Here is a 21,036-nt window from a genome sequence, read left to right as displayed (position 1 = left end):
CCTCTTGTGGCGTTCTTGGCGTTTCTGCCAAGGAGTGCTACGTGAGTGCTGTCTATGTGCTATTTCTTGACGCGAACTGTCTTGGTGGAGCGCGTTTCGAGTGTCATCTCGTCCGCCTCCGCGACCTTCGCTTTCAGTCGCACAGTACCTGCCGCCGCATCGAGCACGTCCACCACCTTCGCAAGCAGTTTCGCCGTGTCCTCGTTCCCCGACGCGGTCGCCAGCTGTACGGCACGCCCCAGTTTCGCGGTCGCTTGTTCGGAATCGCCGGACTTGCGGGCATTCATGCCCTGTTGGATGGCGTGTGCCAGTTCGGCTTGGCCCGTATAGTGCGCCACCTGCGGATTCATCGCGGTGGAGACGACCAGGTCATCGGTCCACACCGCTCGCACCAGCCCCTGCGCCAGCGGGCTCGGCGGGCTGCCGACTCCATCGGGCGGCTGTTGAACCAGGGAGATCCTGACCGCGAGCATCTCCTGGCCGACCTCCGCCGCCGGAACCTTGACACACAAGTGATAGTCGCGGGACTCATCGCCCCATGACCCGGTGGGGTAGTCGCCCGTGCGCGGACCTGCCTCGGTGCGCCGGGCGGTCAGATCCTCGACCGTCGGTGCGACCTGTTTCACATACGCCACTTCGGCGCCCTTCGGGGTCCACAGCCGGAGGCTGACGTCGGCGATCTCCTTGCCCATCGCCGTCTCCATCATCCGCGTGAAGTCCGCGGCGAGTCCGGCGGGATCGGCTACGATATCGGCCGTTCCGAGCAGGGCGGCGGCGATCGCGGTGACCTCCTCCACCTCCCAGTCCGTGCCGACCCCGCGGGCATCGCAGGTGAAGCGGCCCCCGCAGGCGTTGAGTACGGCCCGCAGCCGGTGCGGCTCCTCATGTTCGTTCCGGCCGTCGGTGAGCACGATGCCGTGCCGGATCGTGGCGTCGGCGGAGCCGAACAACTCGTCGGCCAGCAGCAGCCAGGTGCCGATCGCGGTGCCACCGCCCGGACGCAGGTCCCGCAGCGCCTCCTTGGCCTGGGCGCGGGTGAGCGGATCGGCGATGGCCAGCCGTCCGTTGCCCGGGAAGACCTCGACCGCCTTGTGGGTGCCCGCCACCACGGAGAAGGCCACCCCGTCGCGCACGGTGTCGATCGCGGCGGCGGTCGCCTCCTGCGCGTGGTGCATCTTCGTCGGCGGATAGTTCATGGAGCCGGAGCAGTCCACCATGATCACCACGGCCGCGCGGGCGGGGGCGCCGCCCTGGCCGGACGCGCTGTCGTGGACGCCGGGGGCGGGGATGGGCCGCCTTGCCGTGGCCCCGCCGCCCGCCGAGGTGACGGTGATGATCGCGTTCACTTCGCGGCCTCCGGTGGGGAGGTACTCGTTCTGGTAGACCTCGACCGAGAACCGCGGCGCATCGGGGGTGGAGAAGTGGGCCATGTCTTCCGCTCCTTGGCGACCGTCAGGCGGATCCTGCCCGGCCCGGGGCAGCGGGGAACGGCACGACCGCCACTGTTACGTTGTCGTGGCCCCCGCCGTCCAGGGCGTAGCCGACCAGGACCTGTGCGCTGTTCAGCGGGCGGGCGCGGGCGTCCGGCGGCACCGCGCGGGCCATCTGCTCCGCCGACTCGGCGTAGTTCCACAGCCCGTCGGTGCACACCACCACGACGCCCGGCCGGTCCGGCTTGTAGGAGGCCGTGTGGGGCTCCAGCTCATAGGCGTCCGCCCCGAGCCAGCCGGTGATGGCGTGGGCGCGCTCGTCCGCGTACGCCTCCGCCTCCGTCATCAGCCCCGCGGCCACCATCTGGGCCGCCCAGGAGTCGTCCTCGGTGAGCCGGGCGGGCGGGGCCGTACGGTCGTCGGGGACCCAGTAGGCACGGCTGTCCCCGACCCAGCCGATGGTGAGGATGTCGCTGGTGACGACGGCGCCGACGATGGTGCAGGCCGGTGCGTTCTGATGGCGCTGCCCCTCGTGGTGCGGAGCGGCCGCGCCGGTCTCCATCGCCAGGGAGTTGACCGCGTCGGCGGCGGCGATGATCGCCTCGTTCATGGCCTGCTGGGGGTGGGCGCCGCGGGGCAGCGAGGTCCGCAGCGCCGTGCTCGCCGCATGGGCGGCGGCGGCCGAGGCGTCGTCGGGGCGGGTGGCCGAGGAGACCCCGTCGCACACCACCGCGACCGTGACGGGTGAGCCGTCGGGCAGCTCGGCGGAGGACACCATGAACGCGTCCTCGTTGCGGTGGTGGCGCAGCCCCCGGTCGGTGGCGGCAGCGATGCCCTCCAACTCGCTTTCCATATGGTCGCGTTCGCGTGCCTGGACGTGTCCGCAGCGCTCGCAGTATCCGTCCTGGTCGATGGTGCCCTCCTGGCATGCGGCGCACCGGGGGCGGTGGTCACCGCCGGGCAGCCGCGGGTCCGCCCCGGTGCCGGTGCCCGCTCCGCTGACCGTGCTGGTCGCCGCGCTGGTGTGCGTACTCGCGTTGGACTCCAGAGGCAGGCCGGCCTCGGCGAGTGGCGCCGCCTCGGCCGTGCCGAACGCCGCCTCGGCCGCGCCCGGCTCTGCCGCGGACCGCGGATCGGCCATCCGCTCGTACCCGTCGGGGGCCGGGGCGGCCAGCTCGTAGTCGTCCGGCTCCGGCTCCTGGTGGGTGGACCGCGCCGCCCCGTTCATCTGCGGGGGCACCGGCTGGTCGGCGGGCACCCGCGCCGTCGGCGCGGCCGCCGCCTCCAGATCGGCACCGCACCGATCGCAGTATCTGTCCCCCGCCTGCGGCGGTTCTGCACAGGTCGGGCAGGCTGACAGCCGGGGCGGCTGCGGCATCTGCGACATCGATCACACCCACGTCTTGGGGCGGAAGCGGTTGGCCCGCTCCACCAGTTCGATCCTCTCCTCGCCACGCTGCGCGAGTCTGGCGAGTACACGGTACGAGCGCTCCAATCCGAAGCGCAGCCCACGCTCGTCCAGGCTGCTGCCGAGCAGAGACGGCCGGTTGTGCCCCGGGGGTGCCCCGCTGCTGCCGGACAGTACCCAATCCAGGGCGATGCCCAGGACCTCCGTACGCAGCCGCTCGCGCCGCACCGCGTCAAGACCGAACTCGCCCAGCCGCTCGACCTGGACGGCCGAGGCCGCCAGATCGCCCAGCAGGGCGTCGTACGGGGCGCGCTGGCGCAGCCTGGCCCGTACGGCGGCGACCCGCGCCGCCGTGTAGTGGATCGAGGACTCCGGCACCGACTCCAGGGCGTGCACCGCGCCCGCCCGGTCCCCGGAGCACAGCAGGACCCGGGCGAGGCCGAAGGGCGCGCTCACAAAGCTGGGGTCGGTGGCCCACACCAGCCGGTAGTACTCCGCGGCGTTGTCCAACTGGCCCAGCAGCTCGGCGCAGACGCCGAGCGCCAGCTTGGGCGCGGGCTCACCGGGGAACGCGTCGTAGACGGCGTCGAAGGAGAGCGCGGCCGTCTCGCGGTCGCCGGTGGCCAGCGAGTGCAGCCCCCGGTACCAGACGATCCGCCAGTCGTCGCTGTACGCGGCCTCCAGGCCGGTGAGCGCCACGCCCGCGTCATGCTGCTGGCCCAGCTCCAGCTGGGCGCGCACCCGGCGCAGCCGCAGCTCGACCGAGTCCACGGGCGCGGTCCGCAGCGCGGCGGTCACCTCGGCGGGGTCGGCGGCCAGCAGCCCGGCCAGGAACCCGGCGTTGGGGTCGTCGGAGTCCACCAGCGGCACCGGGAGCGCCAGCGCGGTGGCCGGTCCGTCCAGCGTGGCGATGGCGGGCAGCGGCAGGGCCAGCGGGCCCGGCGGCCGCTGCGCGGGGACCGGCGCGGTGGCGCTCCCGCCGATGGGCCGGGAGCCCAGCAGGGACGGATCCTTGCCGTCGTCGGCGAACAACTCGGTATCCACGACGCGTGGTTCCGGCCCGAAGAGGGTGGACAGGGCCGGCCGGGGCCGCCCGGTCTGGAGCGCCACGACCTCCCGCAGCACCCCGGTCAGCTGGTCGGCCATCTCCCGCGCGGAGGCGAAACGGCGGCCCGGGTCCGGGTCGGTGGCCCGCACCAGCAGCCGGTAGAAGGATTCATAGCGCCGGAAGACCTCGATGTGCTCGGGGTCCGGCAGGGAGTCCACGAAGACGTTCGTATAGCCCTGGAAGTCGAAGGTGAGCACGGCGAGGGTGCGCGCCACCGTGTAGAGATCGGAGGCGATCGACGGTCCGGTCTCCGAGATCTCGGGGGCCTGGTAGCCGACCGTGCCGTAGATGGGGCTGTCGTGGTCGTCCATCCGCCGGACCGCGCCCATGTCGATCAGCTTGAGCTGGTCCTGCTGCTGAATGGCGTTGTCGACCTTGAAGTCGCAGTAGAGGAGATTGCGGCTGTGCAGATGGCCGAGCGCCTCCAGCGCCTCGATGCCGTAGGCACACGCCTGCTCCACCGGCAGCGGATCGCGCCGGCCCTCCTCGGTGCGGCGGGCGTTGGCGATGTCCTTCAGGGACTTGCCGCCCACGTACTCCATGACGATATAGCCGTCGAGGCTGCCGGTGCGCTGGTCGAGATGTTCGACGAAGTTGTAGATCCGGACGATGTTGGAGTGCTCGATCTCGGCGAGGAAGCGGCGCTCGGAGACGGCGGCCGCGAGGGCCTCCTCGTCGCCCGTGTCCAGCAGGCCCTTGAGGACCACCCAGCGGTCCGACACCGCACGGTCGATGGCCAGATAGATCCAGCCGAGCCCGCCGTGTGCCAGACAGCCCGCGATCTCGTACTGGCCGTGGACGATGTCACCGGGGTTCAGCTTCGGTACGAACGAGTACGGATGGCCGCACTTGGTGCAGAACCCCTCCGTACGGCCCGGCCGTTCGCCACGGGCGCGGCCCACCGGGGCACCGCAGTCCCCACGGCTACAGAACCGCTTCCGCTCGGGGACCTCCGGGTCCGCGAGCACCGCCGTCCGCGGATCGGGCCGCGGCACATCCGGGACGCTGACCAGACCGGCGCCCAGTGCGTTCCGCGCCGAGGAGGCCGCCGTGGCCGAGCGGGAGCTGCGCACCGAGACCGAACGCGACGAGGCCCGCCCCGACATGGCGCGGGACAGCCGCCCGGATACCGAGCGTCGGGACGAGGAGGAGCGTGCCGAACGTGACCGGCTCGAGGCCCCGGACGAGGAGTCCCGCCCGGACGACGACGAGTGGTCTCCGCCGCGCGACGAGTAGCTCCCGAGGTGGGACGAGGAGCTCCCGAGGTGGGAGGAGGGGCTCCCGAGGTGGGAGGAGGAACTCCCGCCGGGGGAGAAGGAACTCCCGCCCGGTCCGCCCTGCCCGGTGATCCCGGTGGGTGGTGAGGCCACCATCCCCTGCGGTGAGACGACCGGAGCCATACCGCAGACATCGCAGTACAGCTCACCTCCGCCCACGTCCTCGTAGGACCCGCCGCAGTCACGCCGCTGGCAGACGACGACCGCCGCACTCATTCCGTGCCTCCCTCGATCCCTTTGCCGGCCGGACCCGACTGGCGTGGCACCAGGGTCTCGGCCGCCGCCTGCTGATAGCGCAGCACGGCTTGTTCGGCGGCCCGCAGATCGCACGGGGCGCTCCACAGCATCCGGCGGGCCACGTCATACCGCTCTGTCAGCAGCGGATCCTCCGCCATGCCATGGCGGGCGAGCTTCGCCTTGTACGCGTCGAGGCGGCCGCGCAGCTCCGCGCGGACCGCCAGCGGCGCGGTGACCGCGGTCAGCGACTCGCGGGCCCGCAGCAGCTCGTCGTCGGCGCGCTGCTCCAGGCTCTCCAGCAGCGGCGAGAGCCGGTGCCACTGGGAGCGCCTGCGATAGTCGGCGGCGGCCACCAGCTGCTCGTGCAGTGCGGTCGGCGGGCCGCTGACGGCCGGAACCTCCGATGCCGCGATCTTCGCGAGCACCTCACCGCGCGCCTGGCGCGCCTCCGCCAGGGTGCGGTCCGCGCGGGAGAGCACATCCCGCAGCCGCATCAGCCGCCGCTCCGCGTCCTGCCGCACATCCAGGACCGCCTCGATCTCCCGCCGCACATCCTCCAGGGCGCGGGCGGCGCGGTCATAGCGCTCGGTGTCGGGGCTGCCGCCGCCGGGCGCGGAGCTGCCGCTGGCCGGTTTCCAGAAGGCCAGCGGATCGGAGACCACTTCGGTGCGCAGCGCGGTCAACTCGGCGGTGATCTGCTCCAGATCGTCCCCCGAGGGGTGCTCACCGGGGCGCACCCCGACGGAGTGGGCGAGCGAACGGGTGCGGTGCAGCTCGGCGGAGAGCATGTCGATCCGGGCGGGCAGCGCGGACCATACGGCGTCGGCGCTGACGATCACGTTGAGGGCCTCGGCGTACCAGCGGTTCATCCGGTCGACCAGCCGGTCCAGGCTCAACTCCTCGCTGAGCAGGGGCGAACCGCCCAGCGTGGCGCTGCTGGGGAGGGTGATCGCCGTACCGCACAGCAGCTCGGTGAGCTCGGCCAACTCGCTCTGCGCGGGCCAGCGGTGACGGGAGCGCACCTCACGGGCCCGGGTGAGGGCCTCGGAGTACGCGTCGAAGTAGCTCCACAGGAGAGAGATGGCCTGCTCGGTGGTGGACCACCGGTCCTTGGTGACGCCCGTGAGCTCGGCGCCCTCGAGCAGCCTTCTGCCCGCGTGGTCCTGGAGGGCGAGCAGCGAGGACTCGATCGCCTCGTGTTCGGCGGCGAGCTTCGCCAGCGCGCGGTCCACCTCCTCGCGGCCCATGACCGGGCCGTCAGGTGCCCCCGCGAAGCTGGGGAAGGGTCCCGGGACCCCCATCGATCACCTCTCCATGTCCGTAACCGTTATGTGATCCGTCTGCTGCGTCATCCCTACGCGTGTGAGGCGGGTGCTAATCCTTGCCGGTCCGTGATCCTTGCTCGTGCCCGATGTGTCCGGGTCCGTCCTGCTCGTGCGCGCGGTCCTCGTCCCTGTCGGCCCTTGTCCGCGCTAGTCCTTGTATTCGGGGACGGGTGGTGTCGGATTCTCCTGTGTCGTGCTGAAGTCCTTGGCGAGCCACTTCTGGTAAGCCTGCATCCAGGGGCTGCCGGCACCGCCCTGACGGTAGTTCTCCAGAACCTTGTTGACCCGGCGTACCAGGTCGTCGTCGTCTTTGTTCATCGCCACGCCGTAGAACTCATCGGTGAATCGCGAGCCGACCAGCTTGACGGAGGGGTCCTGGGCCGCCTGGCCGGCCGCCAGCGCATTGTCGGTGATCACCGCGTCCACCTCGCCGAGTTGGAGCCTGACCAGGCAGTCCAGCTGGTTGGGAACGGGCTTCACCTTGATCGCGCCCAGCTGCTCGGCCCCGGTGTCCGGCTTGTCCAGCTCGGCCTCGGCGGTGGAACCCTGTGCGGTGCAGACCTTCTTGCCGCGCAGGGTCTTGTTGTAGCCGGTGATGGACGAGTCGTCGGGGACCAGCACCTGCTGCCCGGCCTGGAAGTACGCGGTGGAGAACGCGACGTCCTTGATCCGCTCGCAGTTGATGGTCATGGTGCGCACCACCACGTCCACCTTGCCCTCCTGAAGGGCCTTGATGCGCTGACTGGTGGGGATGGTGCGGAAGATGACCGCGTCCGGATCGCCGAATATGTCCTCGGCTATGGCGTGCACCAGGTCGATGTCGAAGCCGGTGAGGTCGCCGGTGGCCGGGTCGCGGTAGCCCCAGCGGTAGCTGTTCTGGTCGACGCCCGCGATCAGCTTGTTGAGCTTATGGCCGTTGACCTCACGGTTCTTGATCCGCTTGATGGCCGGGCCGCTGGCGCTCGACGGGCGCAGGCTCGCCTCGGGATCGCGGCAGCTGTCGGCGGCGGCCTCGGCTCCGGCCCGCACCGTACGCGGGCGCGGCGCACCGCCCTTGGCGTCGCCGTCGCCGTCGTCCATCATCGCCGGCACCGTGATGGCCGTGGCCACGCCCAGGGCGCATACCGTCACCGCGGCGGCCGATCGCAGCGATCGCATGCTTCCGCTCCCCATCGTCCTCATCGGTACTCCGACAGTCTGCGGCCTATGCCCAGCACCGCGCCCGCGGCTCCCAGGAAGGCCAGCACACCAGCGCCCAGCGGCATGGCGGTGAACGCGCCGCGTCCGTCGTCGGCGGCCTGCTGGAACTCCCGCTGCTCATGGTCGAGGGCCTTGGCCAGTTGGCTGTCCACCGCGTCGAAGGACTCGCCGGTGCTGTCCTTGGCGCCGATGATCTTTGCCAGCGCGGTCTTGTAGTCGCCCCCGTCATCCGCGGCGCGGGCGGCCTTGTGCCGCACCTGCCACTCCCGGATCCTCTCGCCGGCCTTCTTCACCGGCTCGCGGCCCGCGTCGTCGTCCGCGAGGGCGCGCGCCTTGTCCAGCAGGCTGTCCTCAGCGGGCTCGTCGCCCGACGCCTTCCCCACGAGCGCGGACATCCGCGAGCCGTAGCTGACGTCGTAGGCGTCCTTGCCCTTGTCGGCGCCGTCCTCGTCGACGACGACCGCGCCGCGCGCCACCAGGGTCAGATTCTCGTCGGCGCGGGCGCGCAGGGAGTCGATCCGCGCCTCGTTGAGCACCTGGAGGGACTTCGCACCGTGGTCGTTGGAGTCGCTGAGGTCGGTGCTGGCGACGGCATGGCCGACCACCAGCCACAGCATCACCACCGTGGCGGCGGCCGTGGCGGCGAGCAGGCCGTGGTTGAGCACCCGGTTCGTCCGCTGGTACTCACGGCGCTGGGCCCAGCCCAGCGCGCCCAGTGCGACGAGCCCGGTGGCGATCGCCACCCATGGCCATGCCTCGGCGTCCTCGTAGTCCTCCCCGAGGCGGGCGGTCTCCGCCTTGTAGAGCCTCCCGGCGGCTGGCAGCAGCCGGTCGCGCATGGTGTCGTTGGCATAGCGCAGATAGGCGCCGCCCAGCGGGAGCCCCTGACGGTTGTTGGCGCGCGCGGAGTCGACCAGGCCGGTGTAGACCGGCAGCAGTTGATTGATCTTCTGTATCTCGTCGCGGGCGGAGGACGAGCCCTCCGTATTGGCCGCGGCCCGCACCAGCAGCTTGGACGCGGTGTCGATGTCCCGCTCGTAGCGCTGCCGGACCTTGATGGGCTCCTGGCCGCCGGCCAGGAAGCCCCCGGTCGCCGTGGTGTCCGCGTCGGCCAGCGAGCGGTAGATCTGCGCGGCGTCGGCGCTCAGCGGCTGGCTGCGCTCGGCCACGGCATCCGCCGCGGTCTGCCGGTCGGAGACCTGCCAGGCCGTGACCGCGCCGAACGCGACCACCAGCGCGGCCAGCACCGCCCCGATGACGCGCAGGCGGCCGGGCTCGGTCGTCGCCGCCGCCCGCGCCCGGTCGAGCCCCTCACTCCACGCGGTCCGCGGCGGGGCCGCGGGCGCGGGCGGCGGCGCGGCTCTGCCCGTGGTCGGCGCGTGGGACACAAGACCTCCCCCTGGATTCCATGTTTGGTGTCGCGGTCGATGTCGCAGCAGTATGGACCGCGGCGCCAGGAGAGGTCACCGGTCGAGCCTGGATCTTGTTCGGATCGCGATCTTCCCTCCCCTTTTCATTACGCTTCGGAAGGACTTTCGGTTCCACTTTCCGTGTCATCGGCCGGGGCGTAGTGCGCGCGCAGCCGGGCGTACGCCGATTCGGGCGCGCCGGTGCGGTCCAGGCCCAGCAGCGCGGCGCCGAGCACCGGCGGCGCGGTGACCACGCGCGGTTCGGCCTTCGGGGCGCGCTCCGCGAGCAGTTCGCGGATCCGGTCGTCCAGCAGCGGATGGCGGGCCGCGATCACCCCGCCGCCCAGTACCACCGGTGTCTCCTCGCCCAGCAGATCGAGGCGGCCGAGGGCGACCGTGGCCATGGTCACCACCTCCTCCGCCTGGCGGTCCACGATCGTCCGCGCGATCTCGTCGCCGGTGTCGGCCACCGCGAAGAGCACCGGCGTCAGCTCATGCCGCCGACCCGCCTCCAGACGCCCCAGATGCAGCGCCTCGATCAGCTCGTACATGGTGGTCAGGCCGAAGTGCGCGGGCAGGGCGCGGGCCAGTTCGGTCGGCTCGCCGCGGCCGTCCTCCGCACGCGCCGCCCACCACAGCGCCTCCTCCGACAGATAGCCCCCGCCGCCCCAGTCGCCGGAGATCCGGCCGATGGCGGGGAAGCGGGCCACCCGGCCGCCGTGGCCGATCCCGGCGCAGTTGATGCCCGCGCCACAGACGACGGAGACGCCGGTCGGCTCGCCGTCGTCCGCCACCCCGGCCCGCAGCAGGGCGAAGGTGTCGTTGGCGACCGTGACGCTGGCGCCCCAACCGCGAGCGGCCAGCACGCCCGTCAGCTGCTCCTCCTCGCTGGGCAGATCGGCGTTGGCCAGACATGCCGAGATATGCCCCGCGGGCGGTGGGCCGGACCGGCCCGCCTGCCGCGCCACCTCCTCCACCAGGGGCGCGAGCGAGCCGACGGCGCGCTCGGCGCCCACGACGGGCGGCCGGAAGCCGCCGCCGCGGGCCTGGCCGAGGACGGAGCCGTCCTCGCCGACGAGCGCGATATCGGTCTTGCTGTTGCCCGCGTCGATCGCCAGCACCGACCGGTCCGGCGGGGTGGCCGACGCGGGAGAGGAGGACGAAGGGGAAGAAGAGGGGGTCGGTACGGACTGGGTCAGGCCCACGCCAGATGCTCCCGGTTGTGCGCGATGAGGTCGTCGGTCAGCTTCTCGGCGTATTCGATCTGGCCGATGAGGGGATGGGACAGCAGCGCCTGGAAGACCCGCTCCCGGCCGCCCTTCAACGCCGCCTCCAGCGCCAGATGTTCGTACGCGGTGACATTCGCCACCAATCCGGCGAAGAGGGGCTCAAGGGGGCGTACGGGCAGTGGCTTCGCGCCCTGTGCGTCAACGGACGCCGGGACCTCGATCACCGCGTCGTCCGGCAGGAAGGGCAGAGTGCCCCGGTTGAGCGTATTGACGATCCGCACCTCGCCGGTGTCGCGCAGCAGGGACGAGGTCAGATCGACCGCCGCCTCCGAGTAGAACGCCCCGCCGCGCTTGCCGAGCAGCTCGGGCTTCTCGTCCAGCGCCGGATCGCCGTACATCTCCAGCAGCTCCCGCTCGATCGCCGCGACCTCCGCCGCCCGGGACGGCTTGCTGCGCAGCTCCCGCACCACCGCGTCGTGCTGGTAGTAGTAGCGCAGATAGTAGGAGGGGACGACGCCGAGCCGCTCCACCAGCGTGCGCGGCATCCGCAGATCGTCGGCGATCGCCCCGCCGTGCTCCGCGAGCAGCTTGGGCAGCACATCCTCGCCGTCGGTGCCGCCGATACGCACCGAGCGTTCCCAGGTGAGGTGGTTGAGGCCGATGTGCTCAAGCGTCACCTCACCGGGTTCCACCCCCAGCAGCCGGGCGAACTTCCGCTGGAAGCCGATGGCGACATTGCACAGGCCGACCGCCCGGTGCCCGGCCGTGAGCAGCGCTCGGGTCACGATCCCGACCGGATTGGTGAAGTCCACGATCCAGGCGTCGGGGTTGCGGCGGCGCACCCGCTCGGCGATGTCCAGCACCACCGGGACGGTGCGCAGCGCCTTGGCCAGCCCGCCCGCGCCGGTGGTCTCCTGGCCGACACAGCCGCACTCCAGCGGCCAGGTCTCGTCCTGGTTCCGGGCGGCCTGACCGCCGACGCGCAGCTGGAGCAGGACAGCGTCCGCGCCGTCCACGCCCGCGTCCAGATCGTCGGTCCAGGAGATGGTGCCCGGGTGGCCCTGCTTGGCGAAGATCCTGCGCGCCAGTCCGCCGACCAGCTCCAGCCGGTCGGCGGCCGGGTCGACCAGGACGAGCTCCTCCAGTGGGAGCGCGTCCCGCAACCGGGCGAATCCGTCGATGAGTTCGGGGGTGTAGGTGGACCCGCCCCCCACGACTGCGAGCTTCAACCCTTGACTCCTGTCAGTGTGACGCCTTCGACGAAGGCTTTCTGAGCGAAGAAGAAGACGATGATGACGGGGGCCATGACGAGCAGCGTCGCGGCCATCGTCAGATTCCAGTTGACGCTGTGGGCGCTCTTGAAGCTCTCCAGGCCATAGCTGAGCGTCCAGGCGCCCGGGTTCTGCGCGGCGTAGATCTGCGGGCCGAAATAGTCGTTCCAGCAGTAGAAGAACTGGAAGAGCGCGACGGCCGCGATGCCCGGCTTGGCCATCGGGACCACGATACGCAGCAGTGTGCCGAATTCTCCGCTGCCGTCGACCTTCGCCGACTCCAGATACTCCCGGGGAATCGTCAGCAGGAACTGGCGCAGCAGAAAGATGGAGTACGCGTCGCCGAACGCCATCGGAATGATCAGCGGCCACAGCGAACCCGACAGATGAAGCTGCTGGGCCCAGACCAGATACATCGGTATCACGATCACCTGCGGCGGCAGCATCATCGTGGAGATGACCAGGATCATGGCGGTGCGGCGGCCGCGGAAGCGGAATTTGGCGAGGGCGTAGGCCACCGGAATGGACGAACAGACGGTGAAGAGGGTGCCAAGCCCGGCGTAGATCAGCGAATTGCGCCACCAGTCCAGAAAGCCCGGAGTGTTGAAGACATCGGCGTAGTTCGACCAGTTCCATTCGGTGGGCCACAGATCGCCGCTGAGCGCCTGGTCGTCGCTCATCACCGAGGTCAGGAAGACGAAGACGAAGGGCAGGACGAAGAAGAGCGCGGCGGCGATGGCGACCGTGTGCACGGCGATCCAGTGCAGCGCGGCGCGGCGGCGGGCGGCGGGGGCGGGGGAACGTCCGGCGGCGCGGCGCGCGGGCGCGGACGGCGCCGAGAGGGCGGTGGTGGCGGTCATGGCGAATCGGTCCTCTCAGTCCTCGGCTCAGTCCTCGGCCGACAGCAGTCCGGCACGCTTGCGCATCAGCAGCGTCGTCACGGCCATCGCGATCGCGAACAGCACGAGCGAGAGCACGCAGGCGGCTCCGGTGTTGAAGTTCTGGAAGCCGAGCGAGTAGACGAGCTGCGGCACGGTGAGCGTGGAGTGGTCGGGGTAGCCGGGCTGGATGACCGATCCGGGCCCGATGCTGACGCCGGAGGCGAGCTTTCCGGCGACGAGCGCCTGGGTGTAGTACTGCATGGTCTGGACGACGCCCGTCACGACCGCGAACATCACGATCGGGGTGATCGACGGCCAGGTGACATAGCGGAACTTGTGGAACGCCCCGGCGCCGTCGAGCTCGGCCGCCTCGTACTGCTCCCTGGGCACATCCAGCAGCGCGGCCATGAAGATGACCATGAGATCGCCGATGCCCCACAACGAGAGCAGCACCAGGGACGGCTTGGCCCAGGTCGGGTCGTTGAACCAGTTCGGGGCGTGGATCCCGATGCTCCCCAGGATGTCGTTCACCGGGCCGGTACCGGGGTTGAGCAGAAAGACGAAGGCGACGGTGGCCGCCACCGGAGGGGCGAGATACGGCAGATAGAAGGCGGTGCGGAAGAATCCCACCCCGGATTTGATCCGGGTGACCAGCAGTCCGATGCCCAGGCCGAAGATCACCCGCAGGGCCACCATCACCACGACCAGCCAGAGCGTATTCCACAGCGCCGGTCCGAACAGCGGCATCTGCTCCAGCACATAACGCCAGTTGCGCAGCCCCACGAAGGTCGGGGCCTCGATCTGGTTGTAGTGCATGAAGGAGAAGTAGACGGTGGCGATCAGCGGATAGCCGAAGAAGACGGTGAAGCCGACCAGCCAGGGGGAGAGAAAGCCGAGGGTGCGCAGCCGCTCACGGCGTGCCTTGCGACGCAGGGCGGGAGCGTTCGTCAGGGTGGCCATATCGCACTCCGTCAGTTCTGTGCCTGGAGATTGTCGGCGTCTATTTCGTCATCGAGTTTTCGTAGCCCCGCGTCCAGGTCGTGCACCTTGCCCGCCTCGACGCCGTAGGAGAAGTCCTGGAGCGAGGTGACGTACTGACCGCCGTTGATCGAGGGCGGCAGGGCGGTGCTGTAGCGGTTCTGCGCGATATCGAGGAAGGCCCGGAAGGTGGGGTCCGAGTCCAGTTTCGGAGAGGTGAGCGCCGCCTTGGTGGACGGCACATTGTGAATGGCGTTGGCGAAGGCGACCACCTGATCGGTGTTCGCGGTCAGGAACTTCACCAGTTCCCAGGCGGCGTTCTGGTGGGTGCTGCTGTGTGCGATACCGACCACCGTGCCGGTGAGATAGCCCCGGCCGTAGGTCTCGGGCCGGTCGTCGGGCACCGGCAGCGGGGCGGTGTCCCATGCGAATTTCGCGCCCTTCATGAAGAGCCCGCGCCATTCGCCGTCCATATGCATGGCGAGCTTTCCGGTGAGAAAGGCGTTCTGGGACGACATCTCATCGCCGAAAGAGGTGCGGAACGTCTCCAGCGGGCCATAGCCGCCCTGGCGCCGCATCAGCTCCCGGGTGGTGGCGTAGAACTCCTTGGACGCCTTCTCCTTCGCCAGCCGCGCCTTGCCGTCCTTGCCGAAGTACGTGGGTCCCCACTGGGCGAAGAGCCGGTCCGGGCTGTTCTGGTAGAGCCGGAAATTGGGCATGAAGCCGACCCGCTCATAGCCGCCGCTCCTGGTGCGCTTGGTCAGCTTGGCGGCGTCGCGCTGAAGCTCCGACATGGTGCGCGGCGGCCGCTTGATGCCCGCCTCCTCGAACGCGTCCTTGTTGTAGTACATGCCGTACGCGTCGGCGAGCAGCGGGAGGGCGCACTGGTCGCCCTGGTAACTCGTATAGTCCAGCAGCGTTTTCGGGAAGACCTTGGCCTTGTCCAGCCCGGTCTTCTTCATGAACGGATCGAGATCCACCCACATCCCCGACGAGCAGTACTGCCCCACATTGTTGGTGGTGAAGGAGGAGACGACATCGGGGGCGTCGCCTCCGCCCGCCCGCAGCGCCTGGTTCACGGTGGCGTCGGTGACATTCCCGGTCGCCTTCACCTTGATATTGGGGTGGAGTTTCTCGAACCGGGCGATGCTCGCATCGATCGCCTTGACCTCGCTCTTCTCCGACCAGCCGTGCCAGAACTTCAGCGTGACGGGTTTGGTCGGATCGTCCTCGGCGCTGCCGGTGCTGGGATTGGCGCAGCCCGTCAGAATGAGCGCGCCGGCGCTCAGCACCGAGGCGAGAGCGGCGAGTTTTCGTGCCATGGGGAGACTTCCTTTGCTGCGGTACGGGGGGACGGCAGGGGAAGCGGCGGTGCGGGCGCCGGACAACGGACGAAGGTGAAAGGGGGACGGGGCGGTGGAGTGGCGCCCGGTGCGGCGGGTGCCGGATCAGGCGTCGAATCGGGCGGTGTCGAAAACGGTCTGACGGGCATCGGCGACCGCCGTCCGCAGCGCGCCGATGAGAATCGGATCCCCCTCTATCTCACTGATCCGCAGCTGCGGGCGGGGCAGTGCGAGACCGGTCATCTCGGTCTCGACCAGCCGGCGCAGCCGCTCCCCACCGGCCTGGGCGACCTCGCCCGAGAGGACGACCAGCTCCGGGTCGACCACGGCGACGACGGAGGCCAGCCCGGTGGCCAGCCGGCGGGCCAGCTCGGTCAGCACCTCGTCGCCCGCGCCGGGGGTACGCAGCGCGGCGGTGAGCGCCTTGGTGGCCGTGGGCGCGTCGATCCCGTGCTCACGGGCCAGCTCCACGACGGCCGGTGAGCCGACCAGCTTCTGGAACCCCCCGCCCCCGTCCGGCCGGGCGGCCGCGTGGGGTCCGCCCCGGGCCAGCGGGGCGCCCGGCAGCGGCATATAGCCGATCTCCCCGGCCCCGCCGGTGGCCCCCCGCAGCAGGGTGCCGCCGAGCACGATGGCCGCGCCGACCCCCTCGTCGGCCCAGACCAGCGCGAAGTCGTCGAAGTCCTGGGCGGTGCCGTGGTGCTGTTCGGCGATGGCGGCGAGATTGACGTCGTTCTCGATGACGATCGGTGTGTGCAGCACCTCGGCCAGCTCGTCGCGCAGGGTGCGGGACTGCCAGCCGGGCAGATGCGGGGCGTAGCGCAGCGTCCCGGTGCGCGGGTCGAGCGCGCCGGGGGTGCCGATCACGGTGGAGTGCAGATCGTCCCGGCCGAGCCCGGCGGCGGCCAGCGCCCCGTCCACCGCCTCGGCGACCAGCTCCCCGGTCCGGTTGGTCACGCTCTCGTCGGTCGCCGGGGCCGTCACCCGGTACTCACCGGCGATCCGGCCGGTGATGTCGGCGATGGCGGCGGTGATGCCCTCCTGGTCCACGGCGAGCGCGGCCACATGGGCGGCGGCCGGATCGATCTCGTACAGCTGCGCGTTGGGCCCCGGCCGGCCGGTGACGTTCCCGGTCGTACGGACCAGGCCGACGGACTCCAGACGGGTCAGCAGCTGGGAGGCGGTGGGCTTGGACAGCCCGGTGAGCTCCCCGAGCCGGGTCCGGGTGAGCGGCCCGTGCGCGGCCAGCAGCTCCAGTGCGGCGCGGTCGTTCATGGCGCGGAGGACGCGGGGGGTCCCGGGTGTGCCGCCCTGCGTGTTGCTGCCGGGTGATGCGGCCATGGTGGTGCCCCCGTCTCACTCTGTTAAGAAAGTTTCCTATTGATGAACAGCAAGCTAGGGGGCGGACCGGGGCGGAGTCAATGGGTCATGGGCGGGCTTTCCTTGGCGGGTTCTTGGCGAAGAGATTGATCTCGCATGTACCTGGCATGGACAAGTCACCGTAAGAGTGGCCTGCGGTGGGGTGGCCGTGATCGTCGGCGCCCGCCGGAATGCGACCACTCGTATCGCAGGGGGCCAGGTGAGATCTTCCTCTTTCAGAGCGCGCACAACTTCCAGAGCGCGTACGACTTCAGAAGCGCGTACAGCTTCGGAAGCGCGCACAACCTCCGGAGCGCGCACGACATTCAGAACGCGCGCGACCCTTGTCCGCAAGCGCGCGGCCACCCGCAAGCGCGCGGCCCTGGGGTTGGCGACGGCGCTGCCGCTGGTGGCCGGTGCGCTGGCGCTGGGCATACCCACGGCCCAGGCCGACTCCGCACCGCATGCCCGTGACACCCTGAGCGGCACCAAGCCCGCCTGGGCGACGGCGGGTTCGGACCGCGGCGCGACCGATGACGGCAACAAGGTCAGCGCCCGCGTCTACCTCGCCGGACGGGACGCCAAGGGGTTGGCCGACTACGCGAAGGCCGTGTCCGACCCCTCCTCACCGCACTACGGCGCATATCTGTCCGCCCGGCAGACCCAGGCACGTTTCGGACCGACACGGCAACAGAAGGACGCCGTCACCGCCTGGTTGAAGGGGTCCGGGATCGAAGTCACCGGCGTGAACCAGCACTATCTGTCGGTCACCGGCGATGTCGCCGCCGCCGAGCGGGCATTCGGCACCCAGCTGCACGACTACACCAAGGGCGGCAAGGTCTACCGGGCGCCGTCGAACGCGGCCACCGTGCCCGCCTCGCTCCACGGCGCCGTGCTGACCGTCGTCGGCCTGGACAACGCGCCCAAGCGGGCCAAGCACGACGAGACCCTCCCGCCGCCCGGCCCGGTCTTCAAGAACGCCGGGCCGTTCTCGGCCTACTACGGCTCCCGGACCGACCGGAGCCTCCCCTCGGCCTACGGCGCCAAGCAGCCGTACGCGATCAAGGGGTATACCGGCAAGCAGCTGCGCGCCGCCTACGGCGCCAAGAGCCGTAACACCGGTAAGGGCGTCACCGTCGCCATCACCGACGCCTTCGCCTCGCCCACCATCGCCGCGGACGCCGCCCGGTACGCCAAGCGCAACGGCGACCCGGGCTACCGCAAGGGCCAGCTGACACAGGTGCTGCCGGACGACTACCGGTACACCGAGGAGTGCGACGCGAGCGGCTGGTACGGCGAGGAGACCCTCGACGTCGAGGCGGTGCACGCCGTGGCCCCCGCGGCCGACATCGTCTACGTCGGCGGGGCCTCCTGCACCGACGACGATCTGCTCGACTCGCTCGCCAAGGTCGTCGACAACCGGCTGGCCGACATCGTCTCCAACTCCTGGGGCGATGTGGAGGCCAATGAGACGCCGGACGTGGCCGCCGCCTACGACCAGATCTTCCAGCAGGGCGCGGTCGAGGGCATCGGCTTCTACTTCTCCTCCGGTGACAGCGGCGACAACGTGGCGTCCACCGGCACCAAGCAGGTCGACACCCCGGCCAACTCGGCGTGGGTGACGGCGGTCGGCGGCACCTCCCTGGCCGTCGGCAAGGGCGACACCTACCAGTGGGAGACCGGCTGGGGCACCACCAAGGCCAACCTCTCGGCCGACGGCACCGGCTGGGACGCGCTGCCCGGCGCGTACACCTCGGGCGCCGGAGGCGGCACCAGCAAGACCGTCGCCCAGCCCTTCTACCAGCGCGGAGTGGTGCCGGACGCGCTCGCCCTGGCCAACGGCGGCACGGCCAAGCAGCGGGTGACCCCGGACATCGCGGCAGTGGCCGACCCCAACACCGGCTTCCTGGTGGGCCAGACGCAGACCTTCCCGGATGGGTCGCTCCAGTACGGCGAGTACCGCATCGGCGGCACCTCGCTGGCCGCGCCCGTGATCGCCGGTGTCCAGGCGCTCGCCCAGCAGGCGCGCGGCGGCCAGCCGATCGGCTTTGCCAACCCGTCGCTGTACGACCGGTACGGCACCGCCTCGTACCACGATGTGACCGATCACCCGCTGGGCGCCGGAGTCTCGCTCGGCGTGGTCCGGGTCGACTACGTCAACAGCCAGGACGACTCCGACGGGCTGGTGACCTCGCTGCGCAGCCTCGGCCGGGACAGCTCGCTCCACGCGGTCGTGGGCTATGACGATGTGACCGGCGTGGGCACCCCCGCGGCCGGCTACCTCACCTCGTTCGGCGGGCACCACCGCCGCTGAGCTGCCGGGTCCGACGCGGCTCCCGTTCCGTTCCGGGGCGGGAGCCGCGGCATGTCCGCTGCGCTCACTTCTGTATGGGCGGCGGCACCGTCGAGGAGGGGGCGGCGGGCGGACCGCCGGCGGAAGCGATCGGGCTGGCCGCCATCGACTGCGGCGAGTCCGGGTTGGCCAGCGCGGACGGCGCGGCCGTGGTGGCCGCCGGATCCGCGGCGTCGGTCTGGAGTTCCGGGTCGAGGGGCCGGCCGACGAGCTCGATGCCCGCCTCGTTCAGCGCCTTCTTGATCCGCCAGCGCAGCTCCCGCTCGACGCCGAGCGCCTTGCCGGGCATGGTCCGCGCGGAGACCCGGACGACCATCGAGTCCAGATAGACCGCGTCGAGCCCCAGGACCTCGATCGGCTCCCAGAGCCGCTCGTTCCACGGCTCCTCCTTGGCCATGTCCACACCGACCTGGGTGATCACGGACCGGACCTGGTCAAGATCCTCCTCGGCCCGTACCTGGACATTGAGCCCGGCCGTCGCCCAACCCTGGCTGAGGTTGCCGATCCGCTTCACCTCGCCGTTGCGCACGTACCAGATCTCGCCGCTGTCCCCGCGCAGCTTGGTGACGCGCAGACCGACCTCGATCACCTCGCCGGAGGCCACCCCGGCGTCGACCGTGTCGCCGACTCCGTACTGGTCCTCCAGGATCATGAAGACACCGGAGAGGAAGTCGGTGACCAGATTGCGGGCGCCGAAACCGATCGCCACACCCGCGACCCCGGCGCTGGCCAGCAGCGGTGCCAGATTGATCTCCAGCGCGGAGAGGATCATCAGCGCCGCGGTGCCCATGATCAGGAACGAGGCGACGGAGCGCAGCACCGAGCCGATCGCCGCGGAACGCTGCCGCCGTCGCTCCACATTGACCAGCAGCCCTCCGAGCGCGGTGCCGTCGACGGCCTGGGCCGTGCGGTTCATGCGCTCTATCAGCTTGGTGATCGCTCGCCGGACGACGGACCTGAGCACGAAGGCGATGATCAGGATCAGGGCTATGCGCAGGCCGATGCCGAGCCAGGTGGACCAGTTCTCCTCCACCCAGCCCGCGGCGTTCGTGGCGCTCTTCTGCGCATCGTCGAGAGTCGTGGGACGAGGCGTCGAGTCAGCGGCCAGAGCAGCGGACCAGAACACAGCAGAAACCCTTCGTATGCGACATGCCCACACGGATCACCCGTGCGCGCAACCTCTCACACATTAGCCGGGCATGGGGTGCGCCGTTCCTGTGTTCGAGAGCGCGCGAGCGCGCCCGGGGGGCGCGTACGAGCGGGTCCGGAGGCGTCAGTTCCACCTTCTGCCCCGGCCGGAGGCCGTGCGGCGGCCCCGGTGAGGAGGGTCCGTGATTCTTGCCACTTCGCGGTCGCTGCCCGCCGCCGTGCGCGGGGGCGCCGGAAGGCCGTGGGGGCAGTGGTCAAGCGGCCGGTGTCCCCACCGCGTACGGGCGGTATACGTGCGGTACCCGGAAATGCCTCTCAACCGTTAACCCGGTGATAGTGGCGTTCCGGCCAGGGTTCAGGGGAAACTGGGGGAGATCGTCCCGGCGCGAGCCACGCGCCGCCGGCGTACAAGGAGGCCCCCGTGCCGCATGTCCTGGTCCTCAACGCGTCGTACGAGCCCCTCGGCGTCGTACCGCTCCGCCGCGCGCTCGTACTCGTCCTCAATGACAAGGCCATCAGCCTCGAGGACTCAGGCGCCCTGATGCACAGCGCTACCCGCGTGATCCCCGCACCCAGCGTCGTCCGGCTCAAGCGCTTTGTGCGGGTGCCCTTTCGCGGCCCCGTTCCGCTCACCCGCCGCGCGCTGTTCGCCCGTGACGGCGGCAGATGCGCGTACTGCGGTGGCGTCGCAACCAGCGTCGATCACGTCATCCCGCGCAGCCGTGGCGGGCAGCACACCTGGGAGAACGTGGTCGCCGCGTGCCGTCGCTGCAATCACGTCAAGGCAGACCGCCATGTCGCCGAGATCGGCTGGCGACTGCGGCATCAACCCGCGCCGCCGTCGGGGCTCGCGTGGCGGATCATCGGCACGGGCCATAGGGACCCGCGCTGGCTGCCATACCTCCAGGCATACGGCGCGGAAGATGCCATGGCCCGGATCGACGGCAGTAGATCTGCCTGAGAGACCGGGCCATTACTGTGTCTGCTCGCAGGGACCTCGGGGTCCTGTCGGGGGGATCTTCACGGCTCCAGCGTCGAGAAGTCGGTCTTCTATGTGGCGCTCACCACGGTGGGCGCTC

At 70.6% G+C, this 21,036-nt stretch carries 15 protein-coding genes; 2 read left to right on the top strand and 13 right to left on the bottom strand.

What is annotated here, in order from left to right; all coding sequences use genetic code 11:
* Positions 1 to 59: 59 nt before the first annotated feature.
* From AB0E24_RS35455 to AB0E24_RS35400, 12 genes are all read right to left on the bottom strand, one after another.
* Positions 60 to 1,430, bottom strand: a complete 1,371-nt coding sequence (locus AB0E24_RS35455) for a vWA domain-containing protein (protein ID WP_359383373.1) — start codon at positions 1,428 to 1,430, stop codon at positions 60 to 62.
* A 22-nt stretch (positions 1,431 to 1,452) separates the two neighbouring features.
* On the bottom strand, positions 1,453 to 2,817 hold the full coding sequence (locus AB0E24_RS35450) for a PP2C family protein-serine/threonine phosphatase (RefSeq protein ID WP_359383370.1): 1,365 nt from the start codon (positions 2,815 to 2,817) through the stop codon (positions 1,453 to 1,455).
* Between the two features lie 3 nt (positions 2,818 to 2,820).
* A complete protein-coding gene (locus AB0E24_RS35445; protein ID WP_359383368.1) occupies positions 2,821 to 5,439 on the bottom strand; it encodes a serine/threonine-protein kinase in 2,619 nt (872 codons plus the stop codon).
* Positions 5,436 to 6,761: a coiled-coil domain-containing protein gene (locus tag AB0E24_RS35440; protein WP_069865753.1), complete on the bottom strand. Its 1,326-nt coding sequence runs from the start codon at positions 6,759 to 6,761 to the stop codon at positions 5,436 to 5,438. Before AB0E24_RS35440 ends, AB0E24_RS35445 begins: the two co-directional genes overlap by 4 nt.
* Positions 6,762 to 6,932: 171 nt before the next feature.
* The gene (locus AB0E24_RS35435; RefSeq protein ID WP_069865755.1) at positions 6,933 to 7,967 is read right to left on the bottom strand and encodes a glutamate ABC transporter substrate-binding protein; all 1,035 of its coding nucleotides are present in this window, start codon (positions 7,965 to 7,967) and stop codon (positions 6,933 to 6,935) included.
* Positions 7,964 to 9,373 carry a GlnX family signal transduction membrane protein gene (locus tag AB0E24_RS35430; protein WP_069865757.1) on the bottom strand — a complete coding sequence of 470 codons (1,410 nt, stop codon included), beginning with the start codon at positions 9,371 to 9,373 and terminating at the stop codon, positions 7,964 to 7,966. The genes AB0E24_RS35435 and AB0E24_RS35430 overlap by 4 nt, the downstream gene beginning before the upstream one ends.
* 128 nt (positions 9,374 to 9,501) lie before the next feature.
* Complete coding sequence (locus AB0E24_RS35425) at positions 9,502 to 10,515, bottom strand: N-acetylglucosamine kinase (protein WP_359383460.1); 1,014 nt, start codon at positions 10,513 to 10,515, stop codon at positions 9,502 to 9,504.
* A gap of 74 nt (positions 10,516 to 10,589) precedes the next feature.
* Positions 10,590 to 11,852 carry a 6-phospho-beta-glucosidase gene (locus AB0E24_RS35420; protein WP_093707312.1) on the bottom strand — a complete coding sequence of 421 codons (1,263 nt, stop codon included), beginning with the start codon at positions 11,850 to 11,852 and terminating at the stop codon, positions 10,590 to 10,592.
* Positions 11,849 to 12,754 (bottom strand): carbohydrate ABC transporter permease, encoded by a 906-nt coding sequence (locus AB0E24_RS35415; protein WP_079257654.1) that lies wholly within the window; start codon positions 12,752 to 12,754, stop codon positions 11,849 to 11,851. Before AB0E24_RS35415 ends, AB0E24_RS35420 begins: the two co-directional genes overlap by 4 nt.
* Before the next feature lie 27 nt (positions 12,755 to 12,781).
* Positions 12,782 to 13,735, bottom strand: coding sequence for a carbohydrate ABC transporter permease (locus AB0E24_RS35410; protein WP_069865765.1), 954 nt, complete (start codon positions 13,733 to 13,735; stop codon positions 12,782 to 12,784).
* Between the two features lie 11 nt (positions 13,736 to 13,746).
* A complete protein-coding gene (locus AB0E24_RS35405) occupies positions 13,747 to 15,075 on the bottom strand; it encodes an extracellular solute-binding protein (RefSeq protein ID WP_251772304.1) in 1,329 nt (442 codons plus the stop codon).
* A gap of 126 nt (positions 15,076 to 15,201) precedes the next feature.
* Positions 15,202 to 16,437, bottom strand: coding sequence for an ROK family transcriptional regulator (locus AB0E24_RS35400; RefSeq protein ID WP_069865769.1), 1,236 nt, complete (start codon positions 16,435 to 16,437; stop codon positions 15,202 to 15,204).
* A gap of 406 nt (positions 16,438 to 16,843) precedes the next feature.
* On the opposite strand from AB0E24_RS35400, the gene AB0E24_RS35395 reads away from it, so the two are divergent.
* Positions 16,844 to 18,769 carry a S53 family peptidase gene (locus tag AB0E24_RS35395; RefSeq protein ID WP_283888814.1) on the top strand — a complete coding sequence of 642 codons (1,926 nt, stop codon included), beginning with the start codon at positions 16,844 to 16,846 and terminating at the stop codon, positions 18,767 to 18,769.
* 64 nt (positions 18,770 to 18,833) lie between these two features.
* Here the strand turns inward: AB0E24_RS35395 and AB0E24_RS35390 are convergent, their stop codons facing one another.
* Positions 18,834 to 19,934, bottom strand: a complete 1,101-nt coding sequence (locus tag AB0E24_RS35390) for a mechanosensitive ion channel family protein (RefSeq protein ID WP_093699956.1) — start codon at positions 19,932 to 19,934, stop codon at positions 18,834 to 18,836.
* 444 nt (positions 19,935 to 20,378) lie between these two features.
* On the opposite strand from AB0E24_RS35390, the gene AB0E24_RS35385 reads away from it, so the two are divergent.
* Positions 20,379 to 20,918, top strand: a complete 540-nt coding sequence (locus tag AB0E24_RS35385) for an HNH endonuclease (RefSeq protein ID WP_069865773.1) — start codon at positions 20,379 to 20,381, stop codon at positions 20,916 to 20,918.
* The last annotated feature ends 118 nt before the right edge of the window (positions 20,919 to 21,036 follow it).

Source organism: Streptomyces malaysiensis subsp. malaysiensis (assembly GCF_040653035.1).
GTDB classification, from domain to species: domain Bacteria; phylum Actinomycetota; class Actinomycetes; order Streptomycetales; family Streptomycetaceae; genus Streptomyces; species Streptomyces malaysiensis.
The sequence above is the reverse complement of the archived record's forward strand: the minus strand, read 5'-3'. Positions and strand labels throughout refer to the sequence as shown.